The organism is Acinetobacter sp. 802_lipA, from assembly GCF_058242885.1.
In genome coordinates, this window is sequence record NZ_JBZAYP010000001.1 from 1,351,236 (window position 1) to 1,377,542 (window position 26,307).

16 protein-coding genes are annotated in these 26,307 nt (G+C 44.4%); 12 read left to right on the plus strand and 4 right to left on the minus strand.

Going from position 1 to position 26,307, the window contains the following annotated elements:
* Window positions 1–626: 626 nt before the first annotated feature.
* From recD to AC4CU3_RS06865, 3 genes are all read right to left on the minus strand, one after another.
* A complete protein-coding gene (gene recD, locus AC4CU3_RS06855) occupies window positions 627–2,372 on the minus strand; it encodes an exodeoxyribonuclease V subunit alpha (protein WP_373863455.1) in 1,746 nt (581 codons plus the stop codon).
* A 78-nt stretch (window positions 2,373–2,450) separates the two neighbouring features.
* Window positions 2,451–6,203 (minus strand): UvrD-helicase domain-containing protein, encoded by a 3,753-nt coding sequence (locus tag AC4CU3_RS06860; RefSeq protein ID WP_201953387.1) that lies wholly within the window; start codon window positions 6,201–6,203, stop codon window positions 2,451–2,453.
* Between the two features lie 3 nt (window positions 6,204–6,206).
* The gene (locus tag AC4CU3_RS06865) at window positions 6,207–9,887 is read right to left on the minus strand and encodes an exodeoxyribonuclease V subunit gamma (protein WP_114836926.1); all 3,681 of its coding nucleotides are present in this window, start codon (window positions 9,885–9,887) and stop codon (window positions 6,207–6,209) included.
* Between the two features lie 178 nt (window positions 9,888–10,065).
* Here AC4CU3_RS06865 and AC4CU3_RS06870 point away from each other — a divergent pair, with 178 nt between their 5' ends.
* Window positions 10,066–10,608 carry a hypothetical protein gene (locus AC4CU3_RS06870; RefSeq protein ID WP_114836925.1) on the plus strand — a complete coding sequence of 181 codons (543 nt, stop codon included), beginning with the start codon at window positions 10,066–10,068 and terminating at the stop codon, window positions 10,606–10,608.
* Window positions 10,609–10,663: 55 nt separating this feature from the next.
* Here AC4CU3_RS06870 and pap read toward each other — a convergent pair whose 3' ends face one another.
* Window positions 10,664–12,091 (minus strand): polyphosphate:AMP phosphotransferase, encoded by a 1,428-nt coding sequence (gene pap / locus AC4CU3_RS06875; RefSeq protein ID WP_114836924.1) that lies wholly within the window; start codon window positions 12,089–12,091, stop codon window positions 10,664–10,666.
* 195 nt (window positions 12,092–12,286) lie between these two features.
* Between pap and AC4CU3_RS06880 the strand changes: the two genes are divergently transcribed.
* The 11 genes from AC4CU3_RS06880 (at window position 12,287) to AC4CU3_RS06930 (ending at window position 26,307) form a co-directional block, all read left to right on the plus strand.
* Entirely contained in the window at window positions 12,287–12,991 is a 705-nt protein-coding gene (locus AC4CU3_RS06880) for a DUF8198 family protein (RefSeq protein ID WP_114836923.1), read from the plus strand.
* Between the two features lie 167 nt (window positions 12,992–13,158).
* Window positions 13,159–14,103 (plus strand): bifunctional demethylmenaquinone methyltransferase/2-methoxy-6-polyprenyl-1,4-benzoquinol methylase UbiE, encoded by a 945-nt coding sequence (gene ubiE / locus AC4CU3_RS06885; RefSeq protein WP_058868807.1) that lies wholly within the window; start codon window positions 13,159–13,161, stop codon window positions 14,101–14,103.
* A gap of 23 nt (window positions 14,104–14,126) precedes the next feature.
* On the plus strand, window positions 14,127–14,798 hold the full coding sequence (locus tag AC4CU3_RS06890) for a ubiquinone biosynthesis accessory factor UbiJ (protein ID WP_005400926.1): 672 nt from the start codon (window positions 14,127–14,129) through the stop codon (window positions 14,796–14,798).
* 12 nt (window positions 14,799–14,810) lie between these two features.
* The gene (locus AC4CU3_RS06895; protein ID WP_004692684.1) at window positions 14,811–16,430 is read left to right on the plus strand and encodes an ABC1 kinase family protein; all 1,620 of its coding nucleotides are present in this window, start codon (window positions 14,811–14,813) and stop codon (window positions 16,428–16,430) included.
* Window positions 16,431–16,592: 162 nt separating this feature from the next.
* The gene (locus AC4CU3_RS06900; protein ID WP_279043866.1) at window positions 16,593–17,669 is read left to right on the plus strand and encodes a patatin-like phospholipase family protein; all 1,077 of its coding nucleotides are present in this window, start codon (window positions 16,593–16,595) and stop codon (window positions 17,667–17,669) included.
* Between the two features lie 71 nt (window positions 17,670–17,740).
* A complete protein-coding gene (locus tag AC4CU3_RS06905; protein ID WP_171355060.1) occupies window positions 17,741–17,917 on the plus strand; it encodes a hypothetical protein in 177 nt (58 codons plus the stop codon).
* 12 nt (window positions 17,918–17,929) lie between these two features.
* Window positions 17,930–19,216 carry an FAD-dependent oxidoreductase gene (locus AC4CU3_RS06910; protein ID WP_114836921.1) on the plus strand — a complete coding sequence of 429 codons (1,287 nt, stop codon included), beginning with the start codon at window positions 17,930–17,932 and terminating at the stop codon, window positions 19,214–19,216.
* Between the two features lie 189 nt (window positions 19,217–19,405).
* On the plus strand, window positions 19,406–20,188 hold the full coding sequence (hisIE, locus tag AC4CU3_RS06915; protein ID WP_004978775.1) for a bifunctional phosphoribosyl-AMP cyclohydrolase/phosphoribosyl-ATP diphosphatase HisIE: 783 nt from the start codon (window positions 19,406–19,408) through the stop codon (window positions 20,186–20,188).
* A gap of 11 nt (window positions 20,189–20,199) precedes the next feature.
* Window positions 20,200–21,702, plus strand: a complete 1,503-nt coding sequence (locus AC4CU3_RS06920; protein WP_078388536.1) for an AAA family ATPase — start codon at window positions 20,200–20,202, stop codon at window positions 21,700–21,702.
* Window positions 21,703–21,740: 38 nt separating this feature from the next.
* Entirely contained in the window at window positions 21,741–23,105 is a 1,365-nt protein-coding gene (locus tag AC4CU3_RS06925; protein ID WP_114836920.1) for an ATP-binding protein, read from the plus strand.
* A 361-nt stretch (window positions 23,106–23,466) separates the two neighbouring features.
* Window positions 23,467–26,307, plus strand: coding sequence for a monovalent cation/H+ antiporter subunit A (locus tag AC4CU3_RS06930; protein ID WP_005400933.1), 2,841 nt, complete (start codon window positions 23,467–23,469; stop codon window positions 26,305–26,307).

Here is a 26,307-nt window from a genome sequence, read left to right on the forward strand (position 1 = left end):
TCTTTTATTTTTGTTCTTGTTGTTTTAGTTATCATTATAATAATGCGCTTTTCCGCGTCTTGTATTAAACATTCCATGTTTAATCATTTACATCCTTATGTGACAGATTTTGCCACATCACACAGAAGAAAAAAGTCGTATTTCACTCATCTTCATGTAAGCGATTGCTTACATAAACTCCTCATTTCCTCCATTATTTAGCCTAAACTTCTCTAAAAAATGCAATAATTAAAATTTAATTAATCAAAAACAATCACTTAAAACATAAGCCGTGCAATACTGAGACAGTATCTCTTCAATATTCAATCTATAACTGTATTTTATGCTTCGAGGAATGAATGGCTATTTTTTGTCACATTTTGCCAATTTATCAGATATAAAAAAGCCTTGTAGTCTCTCCCAAAACTACAAGGCTTAGCGGCTGTAAGTTTCCTCTTTCACCTACTTCACTGTAAGTTCGCTGTCTACTGACGTTATTATTATCTTTTTGCGATTATACTCAACATTCCGTGTTGAGCTCTTTATGTGAAGCCATCTTCTCAAAATCCTCAACAAAGCTCTATGCGCAAATCTCCTGAATCCCTGTAAGCCATTTCGTACAAAACCCCTATTTGTTTATTAAATCTTCACAATTGAATTTGTTGATTAATTTTTCTTGATAGACCACTTTCTCGGGTGGTTCGAGTCACCATAGCATGTACGAATGCATCAGCATCGACCAGTAAACTGACCACTTTTTTCGCCCGCGTAATTGCGGTATAAATCAACTCTTTACTGAGTAATTTTTCAGCCTGCCGATCTAATACCACCGCGGTATGGGTGAACTCAGAGCCTTGAGATTTGTGAATGGTCAGTGCAAAAGCCGTTTCAATATTTTTGGGTAATCGTGTCGCGGCTACCCATTTATCCAGACTGGGGAAATACACCTCAAACTGCAATTTACCTTGTTGTATACGATGTAAACACAGGCCAATATCGCCATTCGACAAACCCAACTGATAGTCGTTATAGGTCATCATCACTGGACGGCCCAAGTACCATTCGCCTTGTTTAATTTGTTTTGACTGTTCTAATAGGCGCTGCTCGATTTGCAGATTGAGCTGTTTTAAGCCGAAATGGCCGTGACGTATGGCGGCTAAAATACGGTAATCATCAAAATGTTGAATCACTTTGGGTACGAGAGACTCATTAGGATTTTGCTGATATTGCTTTAAGGCCTCGACATAGCCCTGAAAGCCAAGCATCAACAGATCATAATAATGTTGTAACTGCTCTGCAGATAAAGCCGGCTCAGGCAACAACTCAAGTTGTAGATAATCGACCTTGACCTGATCCAACTCAACCGCCTTCAACGTCGTGGCATTTACCACTTGCTGTTGAAAAGTATGCAATACGCTCTGTTTTTCGGCAGGATGCGTCGTTAAGTCAAAACACGGCTGCTGTTGAATAAATTGTGCCAACTTTCCAATCAATGCATCTGATTTGAAACGACGGCTATTGACCAAATTGACTCTATTTTCAGCCAAAGCTGGAACCTGTTGTAGATCGGCGAGTACAGAGCCGACATCGACCGAAGCCAACTGATCAGCATCTCCCAATAAAATCAAACGAGCTTGATTCGGCATGGCAGCAAAGAGCATCTGCGCCAAATTTAAATCCAGCATGGATGCTTCATCAACGACAATCACATCATAAGGTAAAGGTTGTCTGCTATGAAACCGCGGTTGCTGCGTATTCCCAAGACCCAAAAGTCGATGTAGCGTCACAGGGTTTAAGTTTTTCAAATCTAGGGTAATGAAGTCTTGTAACTTTTCATCTTGAAAAGAGTTCTGAAGGGCTTCTTTCATCCGCTGCGCCGCCTTACCTGTCGGTGCAGCCATCGCAATACGAATATCAGGCATACTTTGTTTGAGCACTGCAATAATACGCGCCAAGGTATAGGTTTTCCCTGTGCCTGGGCCACCTGTAATGATCGAGAGCGCCTGCTCAGCCACCATCGCCAAAGCCTGTTTTTGGTGTGGATCTTCTAGTAAATGAGCATAAGCTGAAATATCCACTTGCGTTAAATTTTGCAGTTTTAACCGTGCCACTTGCTGGGCCAAGGACTGCTCTAAAGCCCAATAACGATACAGATATAATTGCTGCTGATCGTAAACAAACGGCGCTTTTTGTTGCTGTGCCTGCTGTTCATCCATGACCAAATCATCTAAGACTGTGACAGCTTCAGCTGCAACCGAGATACAACTCTCACCGCGTAGCATAGCTTCAAGAACCTGTTGAATCATTTCACTTCGGGTTTCAGTAACCCCTGTTTTACTCAGCGGTGACTGCTGAATAAACTGACTCCAACGCGTTAACCATGTGTCTACCATGGCAGCCTGATCAATACTGGCTTTATGAACATTTTCCACACGGTTATCCTCAAAGTTATCCACAACTTAATTGTTTGTTTATGAGTGACTAATTTCACTTAATTCAGAAGTTTTTCCTACATGATTTTCAATAGAAGTATCCTCAGCAAAATGACCCAAGATGGCATCTAATCTTAAAATAAACTCTGGGCTAGCACGCCAACTTAAAACCCCTTGATCAGGCTGCCCATTCATCCCTCTCAAATAAAGATAACTCGCCTGTCCCAGATGTTTTTCAATGTCATAGTTCAGCAAATTCACTTTTAAATAGCGATGCAAAGCCACCAAATACAAACCCGCCTGCAACCAATAACTGGCATGTGACATATTCAATTGGATTGCGTCATGATTGTAGCTCTGCTGATCCGCCCCTAAGAAGTTACTTTTATAATCGGCGATGTGATAACGCTGACCATCAAAATAAACCAAGTCTATCGAACCTGTCAGATAACGAGCAGAATTGGCTTCATTTAAGTCGAGTAGATCAATGCCGTATTCTTGAAATAATGCCTGTATGCGTTTAATCGCGAGCACATGATCGGACAATGACAAATAAAAAGGAAACTCAGCCAAGTGTTCATCGGCTTTGAGTTGCTTCAACTGAAAACTGTCATGTAAAGGTGTTTCTAGCACATCTGCTAACCATTCTTGCATCCACAGCACCAATTGAGTTTCATCATCCTGCCCAAATTCGTGTTGATATTTGCCCAATAACTCTTGCCACAGTAAGGGGCTATCATTTTTAAAACGACGATGAATTTCCAGTCCCCAGTCACGTGAGTCCTGAAAGTCAATGTGCTCGAAAATTTCGTGCAGGAAGGTTCCCGCAGTCGTCCCCATTGGAAACTGCCGTTTAATCCACGCCAAAGGCTGACTCAGTTCCACATCCTCAAGTACAGGATGATTGATCTCGTCATCCGCACTGCCCACTTTCTCGCTCAAAACAGCTAAGGCATCCATTGCCTCTTTGCGACTCAAATGCTGTGTCAACGCACTAAAACTGGTTTTGGAACGTGGATAAAAACGCTGTTCAGGAAAGGCCAAGGCTTGCAGTTGAATGATCTCTTGCTGCTCGGCTGGCTGTAAACGAATCGGCTTTTCAGTCAGCAGCCCCTCATCACCACTGGCAGGATGTTCAAACAGATTACCGGCTTGGCCACGCCAAAATGCCAATGCCGTATTTGATTTATATTCCTGATCTTGCAGTAAGGCATACACGCGGTGGCTCGCACGGGTCAGTGCGACGTACCATAAGCGATGCTGTTCTGCTTCGGCTCGCTCATTGTGTTGATCAATCGCGGCTGGGTCTAACAGGTTGGCATCATTTACTGCCACGATGCGCTGTAACTCGCTCCGCCCTGTCGTCGGATTGATCTGTTCCAGAGTTGAAAAGTTTAAGGTTTTATTCATTTCCTTAAAGTCTTTGTCGGCACCCAGCAAGAACACAATTTTAAACTCTAGACCTTTGGACTGATGAATGGTCATCAGCTGTACGCCTGTGGCATTGGAAAGTTTGCGTTCCAGCTCCCACTCACGTTCCGCAGGCAAATGCAGCTGTTTGAGATACCAATGATACAATTTCTGCGCGCCTTGGAACTGCTCACTATGTTGGCTCAACAACTCAGTCAAATGCCGTAGATTGACCACAGTCCGTTCGTTGTCTCGGCTTTGGTAAGCCACCAAGTTTTTCCACACTTTAAAAAGGTTTAAAACGTATTGCCATGCACTTAAAAAGCCTTTATTGATCCACATGTCGCGGATGTCATCAAAATCCGCCATAAACTGGCTCAGACCGTTGGCTTGTTTTTCCAGTTCCAGTAACTGTTTTAAATCAATCGCCAACAGCCGACTCAAAAGTGCACGGCGAACTTTGGCCTCATCAAAAGGATGCATCATTGCGGTCAATAATGCACCGACATCTTTCGCAACCTGACTTTCAAACACACTGCGTTTAGATGGACGGTTGACCAAAATTCCCAAACGCTCTAGTTCAAACTGAACTTTGTCCAAGCCATCATGGTTTTTGGACAACACCGCGATATCATTCGCACCCATAAACTGTGGCGGATCATCTGCCACATACAGTTGCTGTTGAATGCCTTGGTTGATTAAATCACGGATTTTCCATGCCACTTGTTGAGCTTCATTTTTTTTGTCTTCAAGTAACAGCCAGCGCAGCGGTACATGGTTTTCACCTTGTGCATCGACCAAAGCGGGATGGGGACGAGTCCCTGCTTCTACAGGCTGGTAATAGACCTGCTCACCAAAGTCCTGTTGGCGTTGAAATAAAGCATCTACCACCTGTACCAGCTTTTGCACAGAACGATGATTATATTTCAAACTATACTGCCGACCTTGCTTTGCCAAAACATCTAAACGTGCCTTGTTATAGGTCAGCATGTCCCCCCCACGAAAGCCATAAATGGCTTGTTTCGGATCACCGACCATAATCATACAGCCTTGGTGATAACGCTGTACATCACGCCAAATTCGCGCCAGCATGTCATCTTGGTCTTGGTTGGTGTCTTGAAACTCATCCACTAAAATGAGTGGATAGCGTGCTTGTACAAACTGAGCAAAGCGCCTGCCCTGCTCGCCCTGTAAAGCTTCTGACAAGGTACGGATTTGCTGGGCAAAAGTCGTTTCACTCTTTTGCTGTAAGACTTGTGGTAAACGCTTTTTCACCTCGGAGCTTAAGTAATATTTTAAATACGCATCCAGCACGTCCAAATTGAGCTCTAACTCTGCCAACGCCTCTAAGAAACTGCGGACCTGTCGCCACACAGGATGCTGCTCAAACTGTTCTAGTACATCTACAGCACATTTGTTTAAGACTTTTTTCGTCGCGAGGTCGGTCAGATGTTTTAAGGTTTTTTCAAAATGTGGCGCGAATAAAGCATAAGCTCGTTGCTCTTTCAGGGCGGTCAAAAAAGCAGGTAAATCCTGACATAGAATACGCTGCATCAAAGCATCGGTACGCCACTTTTTCCCCAGCACTGCATGGTATTGCCCTTCGGGTGCATAATAGTCTTTCAAGCTTTCAATCTGCGCCACATCCAGCGCGGTAAATTGATCAATGGCCTGCTCAAATTGCGTCAAATCAAGCACAGGTTTTTCTACCTGTTGAAACTGTGCCGATGCAAAGTTCAGACTATTTTCAACAATTGGCACATAAGCCTGTTCGGTTTTTAATTTTTGTTTTAACAGTAAATAATTCACCACAGGCTGCGGCTGTGCCTGAATCCACTCACGTAACACATCATGAATGAGCTGCTGAGTATAACTCTGCGCATCATCGGTGATATCCGCACGCTCAATCTTGCCACTTTCAAAAGAAAACTCACGCAGTAACTTTTGACTAAAACTGTCCAGTGTGCCGACGAACAGCTCATCTAACTGATCAATCACCAACTTCAAACGCTCTTGGGCAAAACCGACCCGTTGTGCATAGTCTGTGAGCACCTTGGTAAAAAGCGGATCTTGTTCAGCGGCAATTTTGGCCTGTATCTCTCGCTCAGTCAGACTCTGACAACCTTCAAAATAACGTAAAGTTTCGATCAAACGAGCCCGAACGCGACTTTTCAGCTCCGCAGCGGCAGCACGGGTGAAGGTGGTTGCAATGACCTGATTCGGCAAATAGGCCCCAAGAAAAATACGCACCATCAAACTGGATAAAGTAAAAGTCTTGCCTGTGCCTGCTGAAGCTTCAATCCAATGCAAGCCCTGAAAGCTCATATCGGCAATGGGTTGATAAGACATGTTCGATGTAGAGGCCTGAGACTGCGCTGTCATGACTTAGTCCTCAAGGCTTTGCTGATGCAAAAAAATCGGATGATATAGTTCATAAGAAAACTGCTCACAGGCATGGGCAAGTAATGCCTTGGCATCCTGCTCTTGTAGAATAAACTGCCAGTCGCGGTGTGCTTTATTGGCTTCGTTTTCAGTCATTGAAAAACCACTAAAGCGACCATCTTCTTCCCACACTTTATAAATGGCGTCCATGTCCGCAATCACCATCTGTTCCTGATCATTCAGTTGCCATTCATGCGTTTTATCTTTTTCTGCAATTTTCAGTAACAAGGCCGCAGGTAAAACCAAAGGCTGAGTTTGTGCATACTCCCATGCTTTCAACCAAGGTTTGAGCCATTCACGCGCCTGATTTGAACTCACACCAGTACATAAAATGGTTCGGTCACTAAACACCACGATGCGTTGATATTGCTGTCCGCCCTCTCCCAAATTGACATAAGCCAACCACAGTAAATACTCTAACCAAACTTTGGCACGGCGCTTTGCTCTGGCACTGGATGCTTCTACACTGACCCATTTTTCAGCACTGTATTTGGCTAAAGTAACATTGATCTGTAAATGTTCATTCACCTTCCAGACTTGTTGGGTCGTGGCTGTAGCCTCGGGTGCATAGCGTTGTAAACGTGTCAGCAAGCGCTGCTGCTCAAGCACGCTCATTTGCCAGACCCCATCTTGGACTTTACCAATCGGCAGTTGATCCATCAAAAGATTGGCATCTGCCGCTGCCTCATGTTGTTGTAAAAAATGACGAATGGCATAACGTCCTAAACCATCGAGCAGTAACGGTTCTTGCGTTGCAGGAATCCCTTCTGGTTTTAAGTTTTCCACGCCTAAAGTCTTGAGATACAGCCTTGCAGGGAAAGTGATGTCCTGAATCCACTGCTGACTATCAAGAACTTGAATATCTTGCTCTAATTTTGGATAAGGCGTGTTAACCCAACTACTCCGTTGCCCCGATGCATACTGTAGTTGTTTCGCGACCTGAAACCATTGATCCTGAAAACGAATACTGTGCTCAGACTCAAAACCACGCGGATCAAAAGGCAATAAAGGATGGACATGATACAGCGATGCCAACTGTGCAGGGACAGTCACACCATGCTTATCAACCGTTGCATTGACACTCTTGCTTTGTATGTCAGGCTGCACAATAAAGGCCATATGCTGAATCAGTTCTTGCAATACCGTAGACGGATCACGGACTTCACCATCGTTGATATCAAAGCCATTATAAAATAACCATATGTTCTCTTGTGCCAACAACAAGGCATCTAGAAAAGCCCCTTGATCATCTTCCAAACGGGAACGATCCCCCAGTTGTGGCTTCAGCAAGTCCATCAGGTCAAAAGGCAAATGCGCACTGCGGTTGGGAAACTTGCCACTGTCCAAGCCCAACATCACGATCAACTTATACGGCACAGGTCGAATCTGGCCAATTTGACTAAACGTGATCTGCCCCGTGGGTTCTGCATAGTCCAGTTGCGCTTCTAAGGTCTTTTGGATTTCTTCTAATACATAAGGCAAAGGTAAACTTAAACTGCGCAGTGCATGATGGTCGTGTTCATCATAAAAACTCGCCAAGGTCAGCATACGTTCTTGTTTTTTGACCATCTTATACACTGCGGCCAAAGACTCGACACCCGCAGCTTCAAACTCGCGAATATCTTCCATCAAACGATTCAGCCAAGTTTCAGCAGTCGTCCGTTGTCCAGTTTCATGCGCGATCATCCACTCGGAACGATGTTTAAAATCTTGATAAATTTCAATCAAAACACCAATCAGCTCAAAATCACTCGACTGTACTTGGGCATAGCTCAAGGTCTCATGAAACAGCACATGCTCTGGGACAGCGGCGCCTAAAGCCAAACGATCTAAGGCAAACTTCAGACTATAACGATAATCTTCATCCCCTTCGGCCAGACTACGTTTTAAATGCTCGGCATCCAATCCACGTTTAAAGCCTGCGTTGATCAACAGCTCCGTCATTCGCTCGATCATATTCATGTCTAAGCCGTAACGTTGTTGCGTTGCATTTAAACTGAGCCAATCAGCAAAGTCCTCAATACTGAAACGCCCCCGCACCAAGACCATCCGTCCCAGCACAGCACGCCAGGCATTTAAGGCATCGAGTTGAGTCACGCCTGCCAGCTTAATCGGCAGATAAATACTATCTTTACTGAGTTGGTGACCCTTTTGCAAAGCTTCACGCTCATGCGGAGGAGGCGCAAAAACACTGCGAATAAAAGGTTCTAGCTCAGTCAAACTGGGCGTCAACACTAAAATATCGCTTGGACGTCGCGGTGCATCAGCCGTGCCCTGAGCCAACCAATGCGTCAGTTGATCTTTGAGGACTTCAAGCTGTCTAAGGCTGGAGTGACAGACATGAATCTGTATCGAATCATCTTGTTCAGCCAAGGCATACTGATGCTGCGTAGGTTCTACCAAATACAGGACATCAGACTGAATTTTACCAAGTAAAGTTTCTGGATATTCATCGACAAAGATATCGGCCCAGACGCCGTCTTCACCTGAAGAAAGGCTGGAAAGTAAAGAGAAATGGTCGCGCGCTTGTTTACCAAATCGGGTCAGTAAAGGATGGCGAGACTCTCGGGTTTCTGCATTAAAATTGAGGGTAAACTCATCAAAAAACTGCTGAATCTCGGCATCATTGGCATTTGGATTTTTTTCAATAAAACGCTGCTTCACCCGTGCGTCATAACGCGCTTTCCAATTGGGATCGACACTGTCCGCCCAATATTCTTGCGATGGGTTATAGTGAAAAATAAAGATCTCGAGGTATTGTCCCAATCGATGTAAAAACTCCAATTGCCTTGGCGGTAAATCTAAAACCGTAAATACCACCAACTGTGCAGGCAACTTTTTAAGTGCAGCGTCTCGGGTCTCTGCTTGATCGAGTAAGCCCCAAAATGCAGTATCAATACGCTGAATTTGTTCAAAGTCAGCATGGAACACCACTTGCCAGAGCCAACGTTGCCATGCTTCCAATTCATAAGCTTGATTGAGTTGAAAAGCACTGAGTTCTTGCTGAGTTTTAAAGAACATCTGCTCCAAATCGAGCGGCTGGTTTTTGCCCCACGCTTGTAACCAATTGGTCTGGCAACGGCAACTTTGCGGTGGGCAGCCTTTGGTGCAATGCCCACGATAATCCATATAAAAACTAAACAGCCGTGAAACCTGCTCCGCGACCCAATACAGCATGCTTTGCTTTTTGAGCTGTTTATCGATGCCTTGTTGCAAACGGTCAGCGCTGGCATAGATCCGCTGAATAATCGGATACAACGGATGAGCAACCTCTAAAGGATTCAGCTCGGCTTGTATAAATTCTTTTAAGGCTTGAAAGACACGCCATTTAATAATCAATCGCGGAATATTGGCTTTACGGACTTCATCTTTTTGGTCGACCAAAACCCACTGATAAGCCGACCATTGAAAACCACGAATACGATGATGAAACTGCGTGTTGGCACTGATGCCCTGCTGTTCTGCCAACTTTTGTGTTAGCCAAGCCTCAACCGCAGGTGAAGGTACAATAAAATGCTGTGCTTGCAGCACTTGAAAGGCATTTTTGGCCGGTTTAAAGACGGTTTTTTGCATGGCTTGCAACAGAACATCAATACGCTGACTTTGTATTACGTGTATCGCCATGTTTCCTCTCAAATAACCATCTTATGAAAAATCTACAAAAGTACACAGATTATTGACTATACTTCTGGTTCTGTCTATGTCACTTTGATGACATATTTCTATTTAAAATTTGCTTTAAAATACGTACTTTAAGCAAAACTAGAATCAATGTGAATCAGGATATTTTAGGATTTAGAAAATGAAATTAGAGCATATTCCAGAAAAAATTGATCCCTCTTTAAATTTAGAACAAATCCGTGAAGAGTGTTTGGATTTAGTCAAAAAGCGCGCCTATTTTTCCGCAGGTGCAGCGGTTATTCCAGTCCCTTTCCTTGATGTGGTGATTGATGTGGGCATATTGTCGCAGTTGATTCCCGAAATTAATGCCCGCTTTGGTTTAACCCCAGAGCAAGTCAGTGTCTACGACCCAGAAACCAAGCAAATACATTGGTCAGAACTGCGTAAACGTGGCGTGGAGTTCTCAGGATTGGTGGTGGCACGTACAGCCGTGAAGAAATCCCTCAATAACATGGCAGCCAAATACATCACCAAACAAGTCACCAAATTCATTCCTCTTGGTGGGCAGATGATTGCGGCTAGCTTGGGTTATGTCATGATGAAAAAAATTGCGGAAACTCATGTGGAAGAGTCGTATAAGCTCGCCAAAGGCATTCAACTAAAACAAGCCGCTGAACAAGGTGTTCCTGTTGCAGCGCCAGTGACCCAAATTCCCTTAAGTTAAAGAACTAAATCCGCCTCTATAAAAAACGGTCAAATGACCGTTTTTTTTAAGTTTCTTAATCTGTGTCGCGATCCGCTTTGAGCTGTTTTAAAATTGCCCTTAAGACTTCAATGCGGGCCTGTTGTTTATCATTGGTGGAAATAATATACCAAGGCGCATAACCTGTATCGGTATGTGCAAACATATCCGCGGCTGCCTTTAAATAGTCATCCCATTTGTCGCGATTTCGCCAATCTTCTTCGGTAATTTTAAAGCGTTTATGCGGGGTACTTTCGCGGGCTTTAAAACGCGCCGCTTGTTCATCTTTATCAATCGCCAGCCAAAACTTAATCAGTACGGTTTGACTGTTGCTGAGGTTTTTTTCAAAACGATTGATTTCCGCATAAGCGCGTTGCCACTCTACCTCGGTTGCGAAGCCTTCTACCCGCTCGACTAAAACGCGTCCATACCACGTCCGATCAAAAATAGTGATGTCATCCGACTGCAATTTGCTCCAAAAACGCCACAGATAAGGACGGCGTAACTCATACTTTTCAGGTGCGGCAATGGTATGAATTTCATATTCTCGTGGGTCGAGCTTTTTCACAATACGCTTAATCGCCCCCCCTTTACCCGCAGCATCCATACCTTCAAAAGCAATCACCACTTTACGGTCATCACAGCGCATGGCATCGGCCACTTGTTTGGTGAGTTTTTTCAATTCTGATTTATAGTTCGCATCCTCAGCTTGAGGGACTTCAAACTGAGTCAGAATATCTGGTATTGGTGCTTGCTGCCATTTTAGCGCGGCCTTTTTTTCATGCTCTGGACAGTGACGCAGCGATGTTAAAATTGCTTGTGCAAAATTGTGATTACGCAAATCCTCATCTTCACCATCAATGATTTGCCAGTCATCGGTGAAGCGCGTACGTAGCTTTTGTAAGGTGTCATATTGTTTTTTATTGCGCCAGTCTAGCCCATGCAACTTATGCCAATGCACTTCGCTCGGGTCCATATCGTCTAGACGCTTTTGCAAAGACTTCCACGACAAATCGAACCAAACTTTTAAAACATCTACGTTGTTATTTTTTAAGTCCTGCTCAAAAGCCCGCATATTGCTGACGTATTCATCAAACAAAGTGTCGTCTAAAGGTTTTGAAGCATGCATGGCCGTAGCCAACAAGTCCCCATACCAGTTACCAAACCACACCATAATTTGCCCTTCGGCAGGTACAAATCGAGTATAGGGCTGCCAAAAAGGCTGCTTCAGATTAAACAGATGCGGTGGATCGGCTTTGACATATAAAAAACGCGGATCGACCCATTCGCGCAGCTGTTTTACCGCTTCGCCTTTACCCGCAAGTTCAATTCCACTGACCAAAATCACCAAACTTTTTGCATTGCTCTGATCACGGGTATTCATCAACGCATATTGCGCTTCAATTAAGTCCAGTGAAAGCTGTTCTTCGTTCAGCACTGTACTGGCGATCGTTTCTGTATCCATTGCCCCTCCTTTTTTCTATTTAATCAGATCACTAGATCCTAAAAAATGATGGTCTAGATGATTTTCATATGTATCTTTTGACTACTTCTACATCAAACTGACCACAAATAAATAGTTTTTTTGTCACTTTGTCATAGCGAGTTCCGTCATCACGCACTAAGATTTAGCTATCTTTAAATAGAACTGAGACAGCAAATGTCCAAACTCGCCGCCCTCGATGAGCTTTTAGAACAGTATTACCAATTGCATTATCATCAAGATTCGGTGCTCTTCCAACGTTTACAAGATGTGCAAACTTGGCAAAAACAGCGAATGCAGCGTACCCACAACAAAACTTTCACAGAAAAGCAAAATCTGTTGATGGCCGAGTATTTTATCAACCGTTTATATGGTGGCCCAGATTTTGATGCTTTGGCGGGACAAATTGCGCGCTTGAGCAAATATGCGCACAAAGCAGAGAAATTAATTCCTGAAAATGCCATTAAAACCGGTACCTCTGGGGTTGAGTTGGCGATTTTGGCGGTGCGACTGGATGAACAAGTAGCAATGCAATTGCTGAAAGATCACCATCCCTATGAAGCCTTAACCGATGATTTGATGCGCCAAGCCTACTTAAAACTAGAACAAGGCGAAGAACGCTTGAAACAGCTATATTTACTCGATCAATTGGGTAAGAACCTCGATAAATACATGCGCTCTTTTATGGTCTATACCGCTTTTAAGATGTGTAAAGGGACGGCCAACAAATATAACTTCAATATCATGTATGATTTTATGCAAGATGGCTTTTTGGCCATGAAACCGCTAAAGTCGGCGGAGAAATTTGTGAAAGACTTTACTGCGGTGGAACGTCAAATTATTGATAAAGTACATTCGGGTCATCTATACCCATTTCAGTAAATTTCAGATTATTCCTTGATAAAAATAAGGCAGTGGCTGCATAGCTCTGCTGTTTTTCTGTATATTATTCAGCACAATTGCATGATGGTTACTGTACAACGTCCTAGAATCTGTCATCATGCATGCACTGCAACATTTACCCTATTGCTATGTTAGGAGTGACTCCCATGTCGAATGAAAATCAAACGCCTACCGCTACTCAAGAGTCGGCACAAAACACAGACAAAGTGAGTCCATTTTTAACTGAACCATTACCCCAAGGTACGGCGCAAGGTCAACAAAAATCATTACAACAACAGTTGACTGATACCCCAGTGACGGGTTCTGTACCTAAATACAATCTTCCTCGCGGTGCCAACACAGGTAACGTCGGCAGTACCACACACTTTGGTTACCAAACTGTCAGCAGTGAAGATAAAGCGCAAAAAGTGGCGGAAGTTTTCCACTCGGTTGCCAGCAAATACGACATTATGAATGACTTGATGTCTTTTGGTATTCACCGTCTATGGAAACGCTTTGCGATCAATATGTCAGGGGTACGTCGTGGTCAACGCGTATTAGATATTGCTGGCGGGACAGGCGACTTGGCTAAAGTGTTTAGCCGCGAAGTTGGCCCTACAGGTCATGTAGTACTTTCAGACATTAACGAATCCATGCTCAATGTTGGCCGTGACCGCCTGATTGATGCTGGATGTACCAATGTTGATTTCGTATTAGCCAATGCTGAAACCTTAGAGCCATTTGAAGATAACAGCTTTGACCTACTCACGATCTCATTTGGTCTACGTAATGTGACCGATAAAGATGCAGCACTTGCTGCGATGTACCGCGTGCTTAAGCCAGGTGGTCGCCTACTGGTATTAGAGTTCTCTAAACCTGTATTTGAACCGTTTTCAAAACTGTACGACCTATACTCGTTCACCGCACTGCCGATCATGGGTAAAATTATTGCCAATGACTCAGAAAGCTATAAATATTTAGCCGAGTCCATTCGTATGCACCCAGACCAACGCACGCTAAAAGGCATGATGGAAAATGCAGGCTTCCAAAACTGTGACTATCACAACCTGACAGGCGGTATCGTTGCTGTACACCGTGGTTTTAAACTTTAAAATTAAACGTTTAAGGGCAAATTATGTGGTCGATTCTGGCACTCGGTGCAGTTGAACGATTAATTCATCATGTGATTAATTTGGATGCGATCACTCGCATCCAGCTCAATGAACTACAAGGCAAGATGTTACGTGTGGTGATCGCATCCCCGCAACTGTCTGTAGATGTGTTCTTTGACCAAGCCAAAGTGCGCTTAGAACCTACCGTTACAGGGCATAGTGAAACAGCGTCCATTTTCGAACAACGCCCGTTTGACCAAGCTCAATCTCACACCCCAGCAACCGCAACTTTAACGGTGGCCAATGTGGTTGAGCTGCTCAAGCTATTACTGGCGGATGATATCGGCAATATCCCGCTCCAAGGTGATTATCACCTTCTACAGGATATTCAACGGATTATGCAACACGCTGAGCCTGACTTGGCTGCGTATTTAAGCCCATGGATTGGCCCAAGTTTGGCGCATGAATTGGCTAAAATTCAGCTGGCCCCAAAACACATCAAACAGGCCTTACAAAGTCATTTTTTCTTTGCTGAAGATGCCTTGAAAGAAGACAGTGGTCTATTTGCCCCACGTTGGCAAATGGATGATCTGCATCAAGACACCCGCATTTTTAATCAAAACTTAGATCGTGCCGAAGCCAAAATTCAACAGCTTCAAGCACAGATTGACACTCAAGACTCAACTCAAAACTAGGTATTTACATATATGATTCCGCACGTTTCACGTTTACTCGAACTTTGGCGCATTGCCGCGCACTATAGACTCGACACGTTGTTTCCTGCGGAAGAATTGCCTGAAAAAGCGCGCCATGCGCTGGGTGTAATTCGTATGCACCCTGCGGCATGGTCCAGTCGTGAACGAAAAAATCCACTGAAGCTCAAACAAGCTTTAGAGGAAATGGGACCACTGGCGATTAAAATGGGACAACTACTGTCTACTCGTCGTGACCTAATTCCACCTGAAGTGTTACAACAACTGGTTTTACTCCAAGACCGTGTCAAACCGTTTGGTTCTGATGTGGCGAAAATGCGCATTCAAGACTCACTGAAAGCCGATGTAAACACGCTGTTTGCTCGCTTCGACGAACAACCCTTGGCAGCAGCCTCGATTGCTCAAGTACATACGGCCGCTTTACATGATGGTCGCGAAGTGGTGGTGAAAGTCACCCGTCCCGCTATTCGTAGTCAAATTTTACAAGACTTTGAAATTTTAGAATGGCTAGGTGATTTTCTAGAAAAACGCCTAGAAGCCGCGCGTGCACTGCACTTATCTGAAATTATTCAGGACTATCGTCAGGTCATTTTAAATGAACTGGATTTGACATTAGAAGCCGACAATACCCGTCGTATGCGCCATTATTTTACAGGCTCAAGCATGATGTATGTGCCTGAAGTCTATATGGATAGCAAGGACGTGATGGTGGCCGAACGCATTACAGGCGTTCCCATTTCAGACATTGAAACCTTTGAAAAACTGGGGATGGATCGTAAAGATTTGGCGGAAAAAGGCTTAACCATTTTCTTTACCCAAGTCTTCCGTGACAACTTTTTCCATGCCGACATGCATCCGGGCAATGTCTTCGTTGAAACCCTAAACCCAAGCCAACCACGCTATATTGCGCTGGACTGTGCCATTATGGGTGAGTTATCGAAGCACGACCAAATGACCGTGGCACGTATGCTACTTGCGGTCATGAACAGCGACTTTATGCAACTGATTCAAATCGTGCATCAAGCTGGTTGGATTCCCCCGGGTACAGACCAAGATGCACTAGCACGTGAAATGCGTCGCACGGTCGGGCCAATGGTGTCCAAACCCATGCATGAATTGGACTTCGCGGGCATTTTGATTCAAGTGATGGATATTGCACGACGCTTCCATTTGGAAATTCCACCACAGCTGATGCTGCTGCTTAAAACCCTCGTGCATGTTGAGGGTTTAGGGACTGACCTTTACCCAGAGCTGGACATTTGGAGTTTGGCAAAGCCAATCCTGACCGATTGGATCAAAGCGCAAATGAATCCACAAAAGAACCTAAAAGAGCTGGGACAAAAAATTCCAGATTTACTTTTAGGGGCACAAGACTTCCCAACGCTGTTGGTCGATAGCTTAAATGGTCTCAAAAACCAATCAGCTTGGCATGCTAAACAGCTCAATGAACTGCAAAGTATGCGCCTACAAATGGAGCATCAGCAAAAACGCAGTTGGATTTTTGGTAGTCTCATGGCCATTTTGCTGTCGATTGCGATTATCTCGCCTTGGTTTATTTCAGTGATTTTAATTGTACTCACCAGCTTACTGGCGGTGTGGCGCGTGTTTAAATAGACACTTTCTGCTGTATTAAAAGCCTGAGTCTCTCAGGCTTTTTTATGTTTAGGTTTTATGTCGGAAGTGACTCCCAAGTCATTCTTGGATCACTTTTGCCAATGCGCTCATTCTCTCACCAGTTAAAATGACAATACATATTGTCTATTTTGAATGATCACGATGACTCAAATCCTGCATAAACACCCTCCAGCTTTAAGCATTCGTGCAGGTAAATTAGCACGTCAACTCATTCAAAGCGAAGGCTTACAAGCTGAGCAGGTCGATATTGTACCCGGTGCCGCAGGTGGGCCCAAAGGGATCGGGATTCAAGGTTTAGACCAAGCTATTTTTGGTGAATTCTTTGCTCGTGCGCCGCAAAGACGGACTTTGATTGGTTCGTCCATTGGCAGTTGGCGCTTTGCCAGCATCTTAACGCACGGTGCAAAAGCAGGTACCGAACGTTTAGGTGAACTCTATACCAATCTCTATTTTGACAAAAAAATGCAGCGTCAAGAAGTCAGTGATATTTGCCGTGGCATGCTGCTCGACTTGGTGCAAGGCAAAGAAGCGGAATTGGTCAATCATCCCGATTACCACCTCGCGGTACTGTCGATTAAGGCTCAACACATCTTCCAAAGTGACCAAGTTCTCCCGCTCTTGGCCTCTGTGGCAGGTATCATCGGCACAACCGCTGTTGCGCGAAAGCATAGTCGCCACTTTATGCAACGAGTGATTAGTCAGCCCAGCAATAGCAAACAATTTAAAGTAGAAGATGATTTCCTCACTCATTATCACAGTCTCACCGCTAGAAACGTTCTGCCTTGGCTGATTGCTTCAGCCTCTATTCCAGGCGTGATGGCCGCGATTCGCGATATTCCAGATGCACCACAAGGCAGTTATCGTGATGGTGGTCTGATTGATTATCACATCGATCTGCCTTTTGAGAGTCAAGGCATTGTGCTTTATCCGCACTTTACGGACAGCATTACGCCGGGGTGGTTTGATAAACTGTTTAAACGTCGCGCCAATCCTGAAAACCAAGCCCGTACGCTGCTCCTTTCTCCGTCCCAAGACTATTTACAGAGCTTACCTTTAGGACGCCTGCCCGATCGTAAAGATTTCACCCTCAAAGGGCTCGACCAAAAACAGCGCATTCAAATGTGGAACCAATGTATTTCTGAAAGTCAGCGCTTAGGTGATGAGTTCTTGGAAATGGTGGAAAAACAGCATTTTGCACAGGTCATACAAGATTTATAAACAAAATTTGCGCATGAATGTAATCTTGTTTAATCTGACCAAATAAAGAAAATCGAGATTACATTTTTTCTATGCTAACAATAATTTTAAGTGAACAAGAAAAATATGCTCAAATCATTGAATTAAAAAATGAATCATGGGAAAAAAGTATTATTGCAAGCTCGTTAGAGGATTCCATTCAAATCAACATCGACCAATTAAAAAAACCTGATGATATTCGTCATGCATTCATTTTAGACAATGGTTAAATCATTCGATCTATGATTTCTAATCACTCCCCCCACTTCGCCATCATCGGTGCAGGAACCGCAGGGTTAGCCACTGCGATTTTACTGGCTCGACAAAATATTCAAGTCAGTATTTTAGAGAAAGCCTCAGAACTTGAACCTGTCGGAGCAGGACTGTTACTACAGCCCTCTGGTTTAGCTGTTTTTGAGCATTTAGGCCTTTTAGATGAAGTTTTAAGACTGGGTGCAAAAGTCACTGGGCTCAAAGGTCAATTACCGAATGGAAATTTACTGGTCAATAGTCATTATCAACAAGCGCATCCTGATTTTTATGGTGTAGGGATTCATCGAGCAACGTTATGTCATGTTTTAGAAAATAAATGCCGTGAATATCCAGAACTCATTACGTGGTATATGAATACCGACATTCAGAAATTAGAAGAAACATCCTATCAAGTTCGGGTTTTGGGTAGTAAAGATAGTGAATCATTTGATCAAGCTTTTGATGCTGTGATCATTGCCAATGGCGCACGCAGCCTTTTAAGACCGAAAGAATGGGTAAAGGTTGATCAAGCTTATCCTTGGGGAGCCAAATGGACAATTGTTCCCGAATGTCTTGAATTAGATACAGAAATTTTACATCAGTTTCATGATCGCTCTAAAATCATGATGGGAATCTTACCGACAGGTACAGTGCCACATGAACCCAAGCAAAGACTGTCGAGTGTATTTTGGAGTCTTCCAAGCCATCAGCTAAATAACTTTCTACACAATTCACAAGCTTACTCAGACTGGTTAAACCAAGTGTCTAAGCGTTGGAAACCTGCTGCGGATTGGTTAGAACAAGTCATTGCCCGGCCTGAACAAAAATCACAATGGTTGACTGCAAATTATCGTGATGTGGTGCTGTCTAAGTTTGGTGAGGGTCGTATTGGTGTCATGGGTGATGCAGCACATGCGATGAGTCCACAACTGGGGCAAGGTGCAAATATGGCCCTTTTAGATGCATGGGCTTTGGGGCAAGCGGTTCAAAGTGCAAGAAAAAATGAAAACATTGATTATGTTCAACTCTGGCAAACGTATCATCAACACCGTCAAAGTTCGACGGCGTTCTATCAATTTTTAAGTCGTTTACTCACACCACTTTACCAATCTGACCTATGGTGGGCAGGTGGTTTACGTGATTTAAGCTTTGCTTGGATGTATCGAATCCCCTATTTCCGTAAAGAAATGGCGGTGACGATTTCAGGTTTAAAATTAGGCATGTTCAGTCAAATGAACTATCGGGATATTGCAAAACAAAACAATCATTCTGTGTAGAATGCGATGACAATCATCGTCATCCGCTTTGGATGGGTGACTGATGGTTGAATTTCTAAAATATATCAATTAAGCCGCTGTGAGATAACTGTAGAAAGTTTCTCCTCTATTCTGTTTAAATCACGTAGACTATAGCGCGCTACGTTAACATCGTAACACTCTCAATATTTATTCGCTTGGTGAAATCTTATGAACAATTTGCAATGGCTCGATGAAGTAAAATTTAACGAACAAGGTTTAGTCCCTGCCATTGCACAGCATCACCAAACGGGACGTGTCTTGATGGTTGCATGGATGAACCGTGAAGCTTTGGCTTTGACGGCTGAGAAAAACCAAGCCGTATATTTCTCTCGTTCACGCAACAAGTTATGGCACAAAGGCGAAGAATCTGGGCATTTTCAAACCGTACATGAAATTCGTCTCGACTGCGATGCCGATGTAATTGTGCTGCAAATTGAACAGCACGGCGGAATTGCCTGTCACACAGGGCGTGAATCATGCTTCTACCGTAAACTCACGCCAAATGGCTGGGAAATTGTGGATGCACAGCTCAAAGACCCGAACGCGATTTATGGCGAAAAATCGAAAAATCCACATACATTGGCAATGAATGCCTCAACGGCTCAGTCTGAGCAAGTTGAAGTTTTGTCCTACCTCGGTCAAATGATGGCTGAGCGTAAAGCAGCTGATCCTGACTCGTCTTATGTTGCAAAGCTGTACCACAAAGGTCTCAACAAAATTTTAGAAAAAGTCGGTGAAGAAGCGGTTGAAACCATTATCGCGGCTAAGGATTTTAAATCTGAAGCCAATGAAGACCATAAAAATGATTTGATCTATGAAGTGGCAGATCTTTGGTTCCATACGATTGTGGTTTTAGGCTATTTCGACTTAGACCCTCAAGTGGTTCTTAATGAATTGGCACGTCGTCAAGGGCTTTCTGGTTTGCTTGAAAAAGCCAACCGCAGCCACTAAGTTTATTGCCTGTGTCGAATATCATCAAACCGAGCGCGACTTATGAGCAAGCCATTGCCATTGATAACGCGCGTCTGGGCAAATCGTTTAAAGTGATTGCCTATGCAGGCACAGGTAAAACCACCACACTGCAAATGATTAGCGATGCCATGCCACAAAGACGTGGCATGTATTTAGCGTTCAACAAAGCCATTGCCAGCGAAGCGCAAACGAAATTTCATGGCAATGTCGACTGCCGAACCTTTCACTCGCTTGCTTTTCGCAGTGTTCCACGTGGAGTGACGGACAAACTTCGTCTGCCTCGTTTAAGTCCGAGTTTTATTGCCAAAGAATACCGCCTTGAACCCATCACCCTAAGACGGATGATGGGCGGACGTTATGAAAAATATGTGTTGATGCCATCACGCTTGGCCAGCCTTGTGGCCAATGCTGTGAGTCACTTCTGTTCAACCAGTTCTCAGTATCCTGCACCGCGACATTTGCAAGCACCGAGCTGGTTACATCCCGATGATATCGATTCACTACAAAAGCACCTCTACCCTGCCATTGAACGACGTTGGTTAGAGTCGATTGATCCCAACCATCAGGCTGGGATTGGTCACGATATTTATTTAAAACTGTGGGCGCTGTCTGAACCCAATATCCCAAGTGACTATGTGTTGTTTGATGAGGCACAAGATGCTGACCCACTGATGTTGGGCATCTTACTGAAACAGCGCAATACACAAGTGATCTATGTCGGAGATGCACACCAACAAATTTATGCATGGCGCGGTGCTGTCAATGCCATGCAACAACTGCCTTTGCCTGAGTCACGTCTCACCACCTCGTTCCGTTTTGGTGAAGAGATTGCATTGCATGCCAATGCTATTTTAGGCGCCTTGAATGAAACCGTGCCGCTCATGGGCAACCCTCTGCTCAACTCCAAAGTGGTCAACAAACCTCATACCAAAATGCGCGATGCGATTTTATGTCGCACCAATGCGCGCGCCATGGAATTGCTGCTCTCAGGACTGGTCCATGGTGACAAAGTCAGCCTGCAAGCCGACCATGTCAAACTGAACCGCTTTGTCGATGCCGCCGCGATGCTTAAACAAGGCAAACGCGTCACCGATGTGCCTGAACTGGCCTGGTTTAATTCTTGGCATGATGTACATGAATACTGCGAAACCAATGACGGCAGTGACATCAAGCCTTTAGTGAAATTGGTGGATGATCATGGCACCGATCCACTCAAAAAAGCCCTAGCGAAGATTACGCCGATTGAACAAGCGGATTATATTATTTCTACCGCACACAAAGCCAAAGGCTTAGAGTGGAATCGCGTTCACATCGAAGATGATTATCAGTTTAAGGTCAACGACAAAGACCATAAAATTAGTGATGAAGAGTTAAGACTGCTTTACGTGGCCTGTACACGTGCTAAAGTAAGTTTAAATATCCATCACATTTACGACCTGATGCAACAGCTGAAAAAACAAATGCCAAGCTCATTACGTAAAGTTGCTGGATAGTCGAATGTAAAAATAGTCACAACCGCTGCGGGTGTTCTATGAAAATTCAATCGATTCACCTGAAACACATCCTGCATTTTGCTGACCTTAAAGTCGATTTTTCTTATCACGATAAACCCGTCACTTTAATTTTAGGCGATCAAGCCTCAGGCAAGACCTCGATCTTACGTTTTAGCTATCAGGCTCTGACTTGGTTTGCAGCCCGTTATAAAGATTTACGCTCTGCAGGTGTGGTGATGTTAGATCACGACATTATGCTGAACCGCCTACAGTCCAAAATTGATATTCAAGTTGCTGTGCCCGCTGAGCTGTATGCTCTCAAACCTACGGCAGCCGATGCTGCGCCCGAACCCTATACATGGCAACTCTACAAAACCTTAAACCAACAAGGCATTGGCATCAGTCGAGTGGAAACATTGGAACTCGAACAACTGGTCAATCTATATCAGCAGGCAACGTTACAAGATCCGCTGCAAGGTTTGCCGTTGATTGCATATTATCCTGCGGAACGTTTTGTCAATGAGATGAATATTCTCAGCAAGAACAATCCCCTGATTTTCCAACATGCACATGCCTATGAAATTTCAGCTATTCCCTATACCACCTTTGCGCGCTTCTTTGAGTGGTTCCGTGAAATCAGCGATATTGAAAATGCGCAAACTGCACAGTTTTTACAAACGATATTGCATCAGCCCAAAAGCATGCCACCCGATATTCCCTTAAGCTATAAACTGGCTCAGGCTCAAGCACACATCCAGTCGCCCAGCCTACAAGCGCTTAAGCAAGCGTTAGCAACCGTTCTGCCCGAAATAGAAGATCTTTATTTGCAATATCATCCCAAGTTACAACTGATGGTGCGCTACCATGGCAACAGCATGCTCTATCAACAGCTTTCCAATAGTATTCGCAACTGGGTAGCGCTCGTTGGCGATATTGTACGACGTTTATGCCTACTCAACCCTGAAAGCCTGTTCCCGTGTTTAGAAGGTGACGGCGTGCTATTGATTGACGCGATTGATCATCAATTGGATCAAAATATGGCGCAAGTCATGTTAAAACGTTTAAATCAGGCTTTTCCTCGACTACAAATTATCGCCTCAGGCAACCGAAGTGAGTTGCTGGAACAAGCCAGTGAGTTTCAATGCCTCAAACTGGAAAATAAGCAATTAAGTCCGATCCAGCTCGAACCACTGCAACACCTGTTCGATGTGATTTACCAAAACCTTGCCAATCATGAAGCGACGAGTGGAAGCACCGAACCGATTGCGGCTGAACCCCAAGATTTAAGTGTGGCTGAATTATTCACACAGATTCAACAGCAACTCTCTCCCGAACAGCAACAGCATTTGATTACTTTACTCAGTGCTGAAGATGATGCTTCATCGGCAAATCCATTAACTTAGCCTGCTTCATAAGCATATCTATTTCAACCCTCAAAAACAGGCGACCAATGGTCGCTTTTTTACATTTCTTGCACTGAGAAAGTACCTGCCATCCACCAAGAAACAACCATCACGCGTATAATGTTTTGCGTCAGCGCAAAAAAGATTGATGTTGTTTTAGTCATGTTATATGATCGTTTTTACTTGCAAATTTCCAACTGAAATCGGATTTTGCTATAACGCTTCATGAGTTGCGCAACACAACTTCATTATTTTTAAATTTCACATTGGCTTTCAAGATTGAGACTCTTGGGCTGCTCTTTGCAGTCCTGTAATCCTTGAAAGATGAGATTCACCAATAGGTTTTGACCTATTCACGACAATGGAAACGAGTGTGCTACCGATTATTATATTGTTACCGTTAATACTTGGCACAACCCTTGTCTCATTACTGAAGCAGAGCTCACGCAGGCTAACCGCCTTCGCAGCTGTTGGGGTCAGTATGACAAGTTTAGGCTTATTACTGACCCAAGCACGAGAGGTGTTTAATGGCGCTGTCATTACGCAGTCGTGGTCATGGTTGCCGCAGCTTGGAATTGACTTCAGCTTCCGTCTAGACGCATTAGGCCTACTCTTTGCCTTACTCATTAGTGGCATCGGGACGCTCATTTATATTTATGCCTATTTTTATTTAGGCCCAAAAAATTCTCTCAATAAACTCTATCTACTGCTCATGTTGTTCATGGCAGCCATGCTCGGGATTTCTCTCTCCAATAATTTAATTTTACTCCTCGTTTTTTGGGAGTTGACCAGTATCTCATCTTTTCTGTTGGTCGGTTATTGGAGCAATTACGACGCGGCGCAACGTGGCTCACGAATGGCATTGACCATTACGGGTATGGGCGGATTAGCCATGCTAGGTGGTTTCATCTTGCTCGGCCAAATCACAGGTACCTACGAGATTGATCAAATCTTGACGATGACAGCACAAATTCAAAGTCATGCTTTATTTGTTCCTACGTTGCTGCTGATTTTACTCGGTGCTTTTACCAAAAGTGCGCAATTTCCATTCCATTTTTGGTTACCCAACGCGATGGCAGCTCCGACCCCCGTGTCTGCTTATTTGCACTCAGCAACCATGGTAAAAGCGGGCATTTTCTTGGTGGCACGACTGTTACCCATTTTTGCGGGTGCGGCACTGTTCCACAATTTGGTCACCTTTATTGGCCTATTTACCCTGTGTATGGCTGCGTTTTTTGCCATATTTAAAGAAGACCTGAAAGGTTTATTGGCCTATTCAACCATCAGTCATCTCGGCTTGATCATGTGTCTCTTGGGGATCGGATCACCATTGGCTGTGGCTGCGGCTATTTTCCATATTATTAACCATGCCACCTTTAAAGCAGCGCTGTTCATGATCGCAGGTATTATCGATCATGAGTCAGGCACACGTGATTTACGCAAGCTTAGTGGGTTATGGCAACTGTTACCTTATACGGCCACTTTGACGATGGTCACTGCTGCATCGATGGCTGGCGTGCCCTTGACCAACGGTTTCTTATCTAAAGAAATGTTCTTTACTGAACTGCTTAGCAATCTGTCTGGTCCTGTGCTCATCTGCTCCGCAATTGTCGCGACACTGGCGGGGATTTTTGCAGTCGCTTACTCTGTGCGTTTGGTACATGGGGTTTTCTTCGATGGCCCAGTGGGCAAGCAAGTTCCGAACAAAGATGCGCATGAGCCGCCGTTTGGCATGCGTGCACCGGCCACTTTACTGGCGATTTTGTGTATTTTAGTCGGCTTATTCCCTGCTCTCTTGGTTGAAAATATCGTCAACAGCACAGCACGCGCCAGCACCCAAGTGATGGACTTTGAAGGCGTACATCTTGCTCTATGGCATGGTTTTAACATGCCATTATTGATGAGCCTGATTGCATCGATTGGCGGTCTGATTTTCTATTTCAGTCTCGCGAAGGGTGGCAAAATTCGAGAAATTGATCTCGATCCATATCTAGGTCGTCTACAAGGTCGAGTTGCCTTTGACTTATTCCTTAAGTCACTCCTGCTCAACTCGCGCAAATTTAAACGATTGACTGAAAACGGTAAATTACAAAGCTATATTCTTTGGATTGTGATCTTCAGTATTGCCATAGTCTCACTTCCATTTTTAGGACAAGGGCTGACCACAGGTACCCGTGAACTCACCCATGCCCCTGCTTTAGCAGTCGTACTATGGCTACTGTTATTCTCTTCGTGCTGGATGATGCTATGGTTCCACCACGAACGGATTAAAGCGGTATTGATCAGTGGGGCGATTGGTTTAGTCGTAACTATGGTCTTTGTCTGCTTCTCTGCGCCTGATTTGGCTTTGACACAAATCACCGTAGATGTGGTCACCACCGTACTGTTATTGATGAGTTTATCGCTTTTACCACAACTCACTCCCTATGAGTCGAGTGTATCACGCCGTTGGCGAGATGCCCTGATTGCGATTGGCGGCGGGCTTGGCATTGCATGGATCACATGGCTTATCTTGACCCGTGATCACAACTCCATTTCATGGTTCTTCATGCAGCAGTCGATTCCATTAGGCGGTGGTACCAACGTGGTCAACGTGATTTTGGTCGATTTCCGTGGTTTCGATACTTTCGGTGAAATTACAGTCCTTGGCATTGCAGGCATTGGTGCACTGTGCCTAATGGATGGTATGCGTACCCACGGCACCACCATGACCAAAGGTCTTAGTTACCGTTTTAATCCATCGCCATTGATGCTTCGTATCACTGCGTCTTGGATTTTACCTATTGCCTTGGTAGTCAGTCTGTATATTTTCCTGCGTGGACACAATCTGCCTGGGGGCGGGTTTATCGCGGGTTTAATTACCGCTTTGGCCTTGATTATTCAGTACATGGCACTCGGTCAGGATCATGCAGAACAACTGCTCAAAGCCAAGTCTGGTCGTTTGTATGAAATCTGGATTGGAACAGGTCTGGTCATTGCAGGATTAACAGGCTTAGGTGCATGGTTCTGGGGACGTCCCTTCCTCACCAGTGCACACTTTTATGTGTCGCCACCGATCTTAGGAGAAATGCACCTAGCGACAGCTGCACTGTTCGATGTCGGGGTTTATATCACGGTTGTGGGTGCAACCATGCTACTTATTTCAGTACTCGGGGACTCGCGTCACTCTAGTATGTCTGGTCCAGTACCGAAGGGGGATTAA